General features: G+C 65.1%; 6 protein-coding genes. 2 read left to right on the top strand and 4 right to left on the bottom strand.

The window, feature by feature from the left end:
* The first annotated feature begins 790 nt into the window (after positions 1-790).
* Positions 791-1,036 carry a PilZ domain-containing protein gene (locus tag CWO89_RS13725; protein ID WP_028166833.1) on the top strand — a complete coding sequence of 82 codons (246 nt, stop codon included), beginning with the start codon at positions 791-793 and terminating at the stop codon, positions 1,034-1,036.
* A gap of 150 nt (positions 1,037-1,186) precedes the next feature.
* A complete protein-coding gene (locus CWO89_RS13720; RefSeq protein ID WP_130579216.1) occupies positions 1,187-2,011 on the top strand; it encodes a tetratricopeptide repeat protein in 825 nt (274 codons plus the stop codon).
* Between the two features lie 10 nt (positions 2,012-2,021).
* Here CWO89_RS13720 and CWO89_RS13715 read toward each other — a convergent pair whose 3' ends face one another.
* From CWO89_RS13715 to cpaB, 4 genes are read right to left on the bottom strand one after another with little or no spacing between them, the layout of a single operon-like run.
* Complete coding sequence (locus CWO89_RS13715; protein WP_130579214.1) at positions 2,022-3,311, bottom strand: CpaE/TadZ family protein; 1,290 nt, start codon at positions 3,309-3,311, stop codon at positions 2,022-2,024.
* The gene (locus CWO89_RS13710; protein WP_130579212.1) at positions 3,308-4,042 is read right to left on the bottom strand and encodes a CpaD family pilus assembly protein; all 735 of its coding nucleotides are present in this window, start codon (positions 4,040-4,042) and stop codon (positions 3,308-3,310) included. Before CWO89_RS13710 ends, CWO89_RS13715 begins: the two co-directional genes overlap by 4 nt.
* Before the next feature lie 16 nt (positions 4,043-4,058).
* Positions 4,059-5,510 carry a type II and III secretion system protein family protein gene (locus CWO89_RS13705; protein WP_130579210.1) on the bottom strand — a complete coding sequence of 484 codons (1,452 nt, stop codon included), beginning with the start codon at positions 5,508-5,510 and terminating at the stop codon, positions 4,059-4,061.
* Positions 5,511-5,524: 14 nt separating this feature from the next.
* Positions 5,525-6,322 (bottom strand): Flp pilus assembly protein CpaB, encoded by a 798-nt coding sequence (gene cpaB / locus CWO89_RS13700; protein WP_130579209.1) that lies wholly within the window; start codon positions 6,320-6,322, stop codon positions 5,525-5,527.
* Positions 6,323-6,421 lie beyond the last annotated feature (99 nt).

The raw sequence follows: 6,421 nt of genomic DNA, 5'->3' as shown, positions 1-6,421 counted from the left end.
TGCAACCGGCACCCGGCTTTCCCTGCGCCCTCTATGCGATGAGAGGGTGAAGCGAGATGCAAAGCTCGGACGCAAATGCGCCGCGAGAATGCGGACTCACATCCCTCCGCTGTTTGAAATTTGAATCAGACCTCACCCCGTCATTGCGAGCGTAGCGAAGCAATCCATGCCTCCACTTGCGGCGCCATGGATTGCTTCGCTGCGCTCGCAATGACAGCGTCGTCCTGGCGAAAGCAGGGACGACATCGTAGGATGGGTAGAGAAGCGAAACCCATCATTGGCACCGCTTACTCCATCGCGATGGGTTTCGCTTCGCTCTACCCGTCCTACAGGCCTGCGGTTTGAAAATTGAATCAGACTTGCGGCGACGCCGCAGGGTGGGCAAAGCGACTTGTCCGCCGTAGCTCAACGAGCGAAGGCGGAAGCGTGCCCACCATCGCGAGCGCGGCGCTGGGTGGTGGGCACGGCGCAAGTGCGCCTTTGCCCACCCTACAGCTTCAAGCGCAACCGCTTGCTCGTGCCACAACAGCTCCCTGTGGTTATGGGTCCGTGCTTTCGCAGGGAGCGATCAACCCATTTGTTCCCAAGGAATGGACACAGGAATTCACCTGCGCCTAGCCCTCGTTTGCTTGAGATTGCGTCATTTCGAGGAAAAGGCCGGCAGAGCCGGTAAATGGAGTTTGAAGGCGACAGTTCAACTGCGAGCAGTCCTGCTAGCCAGATTCCAACGATTTCTCGCTACAGCAGGAGAACAAACGGGCTAATCAATGAGTAGGGGCTGGGGGTCGACATGTTCGTCAATCGACGTAAGAGCGAGCGTCGTCTGTGCAGGAGTCTCGCCAAGATCCAGTTCGGCACCGGCACCCTGCCGCGGGACTGCATGATCACGGACATCTCCGATGGCGGCGTCAAGGTGATCGCCGAATATGCGGAAATTCCCTCTGAATTCACCATCATCCTTTCGAACGGCAGCCCGCGCCAATGCCGTCTCGCCTGGCGGATCGGCTGCGAGTTCGGCGCTCAGTTCGTCGATTAGGCGTGGCGCGCGCCGCGGCCAATGAGACTCTCCAGCGGCGAGGTGAGCGGCAGGGTTGATCGATATCTGCCGCGGACGGAACTCTCTTAACCCGGATTTAGGGTTAAGCTGCGAAGCATTCTGGGCAATCGCCGACCGTGGTCAGGGTACATGTCCCAGAAGTTGCTTCACCGATCCTCCGCCGCAAGGCTCCTCGTCGGCGCGGCAGCATCGGCGGCCCTGGTGCTGGCGCTTAGCGGCTGCCAGACATCCAGCCCTTCGGACATCACGGGATCGCTCGGCGACACGGCTGAGGCCAGCCGGCCAACCGCCGACCCGCGGCGCGACCTCGAGACCTACCAAGAGCGCTTCAAGGCCGATCCGAAGGATGCCGCAGCAGCGTTGCAATACGCCAAGGCGCTGCGCGCCACCGGGCAGCGCGCGCAGGCGGTCGCCATCCTCGAGCAGGCCTCGATGACCCAGCCGAACAACAAGGCGCTGCTCGCCGGCTATGGGCGGGCGCTCGCCGACAACGGTAATTTCCAGCAGGCCTTCGACGTGCTCGGCCGCGCCCACAGCCCGGATGATCCGGATTGGCGGATCCTGTCCGCGCAGGGGGCGGCGCTCGATCAGCTCGACCGCCACGACGAGGCGCGGCAATACTATGCGAGCGCGCTCAAGATCGCACCCGATGAGCCGTCGGTGCTGTCCAATCTCGGGCTGTCCTATGTGCTGTCGAAGGAATTGCCGCAAGCCGAGGAGACGCTGCGCAAAGCCCGCAGCCGCGCGCCGAACCATCAGCGGATCAAGGCCAATTTGGCGCTCGCGGTCGGCCTGCAGGGCCGCACCGGCGAGGCGGAGAGCATCGTGAAGGCGGATGTGCCGCCGGAGGAAGCCGCCGCCAATGTCGCGGCATTGAAGCGTGTGCTGGCCCGCAAGGAAGGGCCGCGGGGCGGCGAGAAGATCCCGGTGGCGGCGGCCGCCGAGTCAGATTGACACGCGGGGGCTAGGCCGAGACGCCTTTCGATCGGGCACCGACCGCGCGCAGTTTCTTGATGATCGGCGACAACAGCGAATTGCGCTGTGTCCTTGTGTCGGCGCGCCCGGTCATCCGCTGCGCGATCTGCAGGAACGTCTTGGTGATGCGATGATTGCTGGCGATCTCCGCGATCATCTGGCCGTTATTGGCGGCGGTGCCGAACAGCTTCGAATCGAAGGGGATGGCGGCGATCGGCTGGCTGTCGATGGTCTTGGCGAAGGCGCGCACCTCGATCTCCGGCCGCTTGGTCATGCCGACCTGATTGAGGCAGTACAGCGGGGGACGGTCGTTGGGCCGCGCCGCCTTCAGCGTGTTCATCATGTTCTTGGTGTTGCGCATGTTGGCCAGATCGGGCTCGGCGACGATCAGGATGTCGTCGGCGCCGATCAGGGCGCGGCGCGTCCAGGCGGTCCATTGGTGGGGCACGTCGAGCACGATGCAGGGCGTCGTCATGCGCAGCGTGTCGAAGATGGCGTCGAAGGCGTCGGCGCCGAAATCATAGACCTGCTCCAGCGTCACCGGCGCCGCCAGCAGGCTGAGATGGTCGGTGCATTTCGCAAGCAGGCGCTCCATCAGCGCGCTGTCCGGGCGCTCCGCCTGGAACACCGCATTGGCGATGCCCTGGACCGGGTCCTGATTGTAATCGAGGCTGGCTGTGCCGAACGCGAGGTCGAGATCGATCACGACCGAATCAAGCCCGACGTCGCGCGCGATCGCCCAGGCGATGTTATGCGCGACCGTGGACGCGCCGACGCCGCCCTTGGCGCCGCAGACCGCGATCATCCTGCCGACAGTGATTGCCTCGGACGCCGAGAACAGGCCGCAGATCGAGCGCACCACGTCGAGCACCTCGACCGGGCCGACCACATAGTCGTTGACGCCGCGGCGCACCAGTTCGCGATAGGGCGCCTTGTCGTCGGCCCTGCCGATCACGACAACGCGGGTGCCGGCGTCACAAACGGTTGCAAGCTCGTCGAGGCCGGCGAGGAAGTCGCTGCCGCTCTCGGTCTCGAGCAAGATGACGTTCGGGGTCGGTGCCGTGTGATAGGCGTCGATCGCCGCAGCGATGCCGCCCATATGCACCGAGAGATGCGCGTTGGCGAGACGGCGATCCTCGCTCGCGGCCTTCACGGTTGTTGCGGTCGCCACCGTCGCGCAGAACGCCTGCACCGACACGCGCGGGGCAGGGGCGATATAGTCGTCGGCGTGCGGCGCGGCGTCGGTCTCGTTGTCAGGATGTTGGGCGCGGCTGATCATTTGCCTGTATTGCTGAGCTTGGCGTTGTCGGCTTCGGGATAGGTGGTGGTGGTCGAAACACCCTTTCGGTACTTCTCGAACGCCACGTCACGCCGCGGCGAGTAGGCCGGCGTCTCGGCGCGGGGCTGTTCGAGGTCGGCGGGATTGTCGATCATCGCCGCCAGGTTGCGCTGGCTCGCGCAACCCAGATTGTAGTAGGGCTTGTTCTGGTTGTAGCCGTAATTGTCGATCGAAGGGCCGAGATCCTCCGGCCACAACCCGCAGGGACCAGCGACCGCGGTGATCTTCGGATAGCTCAGGCGGATCGTCGCCAGCGTGCGCGGATCGTCGGGATGGTAATTGCGCAGCGTGATGGAGCGCGCGGGCACGCCCCCGGCCGCGAGCAGCGAGCGGATTTCCTGATAGGTCGCGCCGGCCGCCCGCGCATTCGGCGTGTCGACCGGCACCTCGGCGATGATCGCGCCGGTGCCTTCGCGGGTCCACGTTCGCGCCAGTCCCATCACATCGGCGCGCTGCGGAGCGGTCAGGCCGGCCCGGCCGGGCCCGACAAAGATGACCATCGAGCGATCGGCTTCGGTGACGGCAATCGGATGCCGCAGACGGTAGTCGTTGGGAACGGTCGCGGTCGTAAGGTCATCGCCGCCACTGCGGCAGGCAGCAAGCGCGACCGACAGGCCGACGAGGGCGCCCAGCCGGTACAATATGCGATGGTGATGTGCTCTGCCCGTCATCGTCGCGCCCCCAAGCTCAGTCAATGATGAAGCCGAAATTGGCGGGATAGGCTCCGACCGGCTCGGCGCGCGCCGCCACACCGTAGATGCGGTTGATGCGGGCGAGCAGCGTCGATTGCGAATCGGCCGCCGGCGCGAACCCGTCATCGGGCCGCGACAATTCCTTCTGGGCGACCGCACGCACGACATAGGGCGTCACCAGCACCATCAGCTCGGTCTCGTTGTTGACGAAGTCCTGGCTCCTGAACAGCGCGCCAAGGATGGGCAACTGGTCGACGCCGGGCATGCCGTTGATGGCCTGCTTGGTCTTCTGCTGGATCAGGCCGGCCATCGCCATCGAGCCGCCGGAGGGGATTTCCAGCGTGGTCTCGGCGCGGCGGGTGGTGATCGAAGGAACGGTCAGCGACGTGCCGCCCTGGTTCAGCGTGATGGCATTGTCGGTGGAGAGCTCGGACACTTCCGTCATGACGCGCAGGCTGATGCGGCCTTCGGTCAGCACCACCGGGGTGAAGTTGAGGGAGATGCCGAACTTCTTGAACTGGATCTGGGTCGTGCAGACATGCGTGACCGGATCGCAGGAATAGCCGGCGGGGATCGGAAATTCGCCGCCGGCGATGAAGGTCGCCGATTCCCCGGAGATCGCGGTCAGGTTGGGCTCGGCCAGCGTTCGCGCCACGCCCGCGCTTTCCATCGCGCGCAAGGTGGCGGTGACGGTCGGGAGGCCCTTGGCGACCGCGGCGACAGTGCCGCCATTGTCTGGCACCAGCGGGCGGCCAAAGGCCGTAAACGGGTTGGAGTTGTTGAAGTTCACGATCGCCGTGCCGTAGTTCATGTTGGCCGAAAGATCGACGCCCATCTGCTTGACGATGTCGCGCCGCACTTCGGAAACATTGACCTTCAGCATCACCTGGTCGCGGCCGCGCACCGTGATGGAGTTGACGACCTTGTCGGCGCCGCCGACCAGCCGCGCCGCGAGGTCACCGGCCTGCTGGGCCTCGATCGGAGACGACACCGAACCGGTCAGGATCACGCCGTCGCCGACGCCTTCGATCTGGATGCCCGGCAGCGTCTGCTTCAGCGCGGCGCGCACGCCGTTGAGGTCGCGCTTCACCGCGATGTCATAGGCGGCGACCTGCTGGCCGTCGGCATCGAAGAACACGACGTTGGTCTGCCCGACCGCCGCGCCGATGATGTAGGCACGCTGCGCCGAGCGGACGACGGCGTTGGCGATCTTGGGATCGGCGACCAGGACGTCCTTCACGTCGCGCGGCAGATCGACGATCACGGATTTGCCGACGCCGAGCGCCAGGAATCGGGTCTTGGCCGGCGAACTGGCAACCGGTTGCGCGCCTTGGGTCTCGGAATCGGCGGCAATGACCGGCGAGAACGCCAGTGCGGCCGCGGCCGAAAGCAAGAGGATGCGGACCAGCGAAGACCGCATCGCAAATCTGGTTCGACCGCATTTCATGGCAGGCGTCCTTCTCACTTCTGTGTCGTTGTCGAGCTCGGGACGCCGTAGCGAACCACGTTGATGCTCTGGCCCCGCTTCGGGGGCTGATCTTGGGAGGCGCTGTCGGCGACGTTGACGTCGGCGATGCTGCGCAGCGCGAGCGACAGGACGCCGGATTGGCGCGACCGCGCCAGCGTCTCGGTCTGCTCGGGCTTCAATTCAAGCGTGACGGTCTTGCCGAGCAGGGAATTGGCACCGTCCTTCTCCTTCGGCGCCTGATCGATGGCGAGCACGCGGATATTGTTCAGGATAATCTCCGAACGGACGAGATCCGCGCTGTGCTGGTCCGGGTTCTTCTCGCGCCTGCTGAGGATGACGTCGACGCGGTCGTTCGGCAGGATGAAGCCGCCTGCAGCGGTCTCTGCCGAGATTTCCGTCGAGACCGCGCGGCTGCCAGGGGGCAGGATCGCCGCCATGAAGCCCGATCCGTCCGCCTTGACGAGCTTCTGCTCCCGGATCGGCTCGCCGGCGATGAGCGGCGCGCGCGCGATCGAGCCGATCACGTCCTTGATGGCATCTGGCCTGTCGTTACGGCGGATGAAATTGTTGCTCGCGGTCGCGGCCGGCCAAGCCTGCCATTGCAGGTTCTCCTGCTTGACCGATTGGCCGAGGCCGATATCGGACTGCGCGACCAGAACTTCGACGGTCGGCAGTTGCTGCGCGACCGGCTCGGCCGGACCAGGCTTGGTCTCGGGCTGGCGGACCAAATAGGCCGCGACGCCGCCCGCACCAAGCGCGATGGTCAGGACGACGATACGTGCGATATTCATACGCTTGACTGCTTACGCTTACCCCAGACTGCCAACGCCGCACGGCGATGGCAGCCCAACCCGGGAGCATGACTAAGGCAGCAAAGGTGTAAGGGAACT

Origin of the sequence: Bradyrhizobium sp. Leo170 (genome assembly GCF_004296405.1) — a bacterium.
In the GTDB taxonomy this organism is placed as follows: domain Bacteria; phylum Pseudomonadota; class Alphaproteobacteria; order Rhizobiales; family Xanthobacteraceae; genus Bradyrhizobium.
This window is presented reverse-complemented; position numbering and strand designations above follow the sequence as displayed.

Coding starts and splice junctions, on each gene's coding strand:
- CWO89_RS13715 (WP_130579214.1), bottom strand. CDS start 3,311: ATGATCAGCCGCGCCCAACATCCTGACAACGAGACCGACGCCGCGCCG.
- cpaB (WP_130579209.1), bottom strand. CDS start 6,322: ATGAATATCGCACGTATCGTCGTCCTGACCATCGCGCTTGGTGCGGGC.
- CWO89_RS13705 (WP_130579210.1), bottom strand. CDS start 5,510: ATGAAATGCGGTCGAACCAGATTTGCGATGCGGTCTTCGCTGGTCCGC.
- CWO89_RS13725 (WP_028166833.1), top strand. CDS start 791: ATGTTCGTCAATCGACGTAAGAGCGAGCGTCGTCTGTGCAGGAGTCTC.
- CWO89_RS13710 (WP_130579212.1), bottom strand. CDS start 4,042: ATGACGGGCAGAGCACATCACCATCGCATATTGTACCGGCTGGGCGCC.
- CWO89_RS13720 (WP_130579216.1), top strand. CDS start 1,187: ATGTCCCAGAAGTTGCTTCACCGATCCTCCGCCGCAAGGCTCCTCGTC.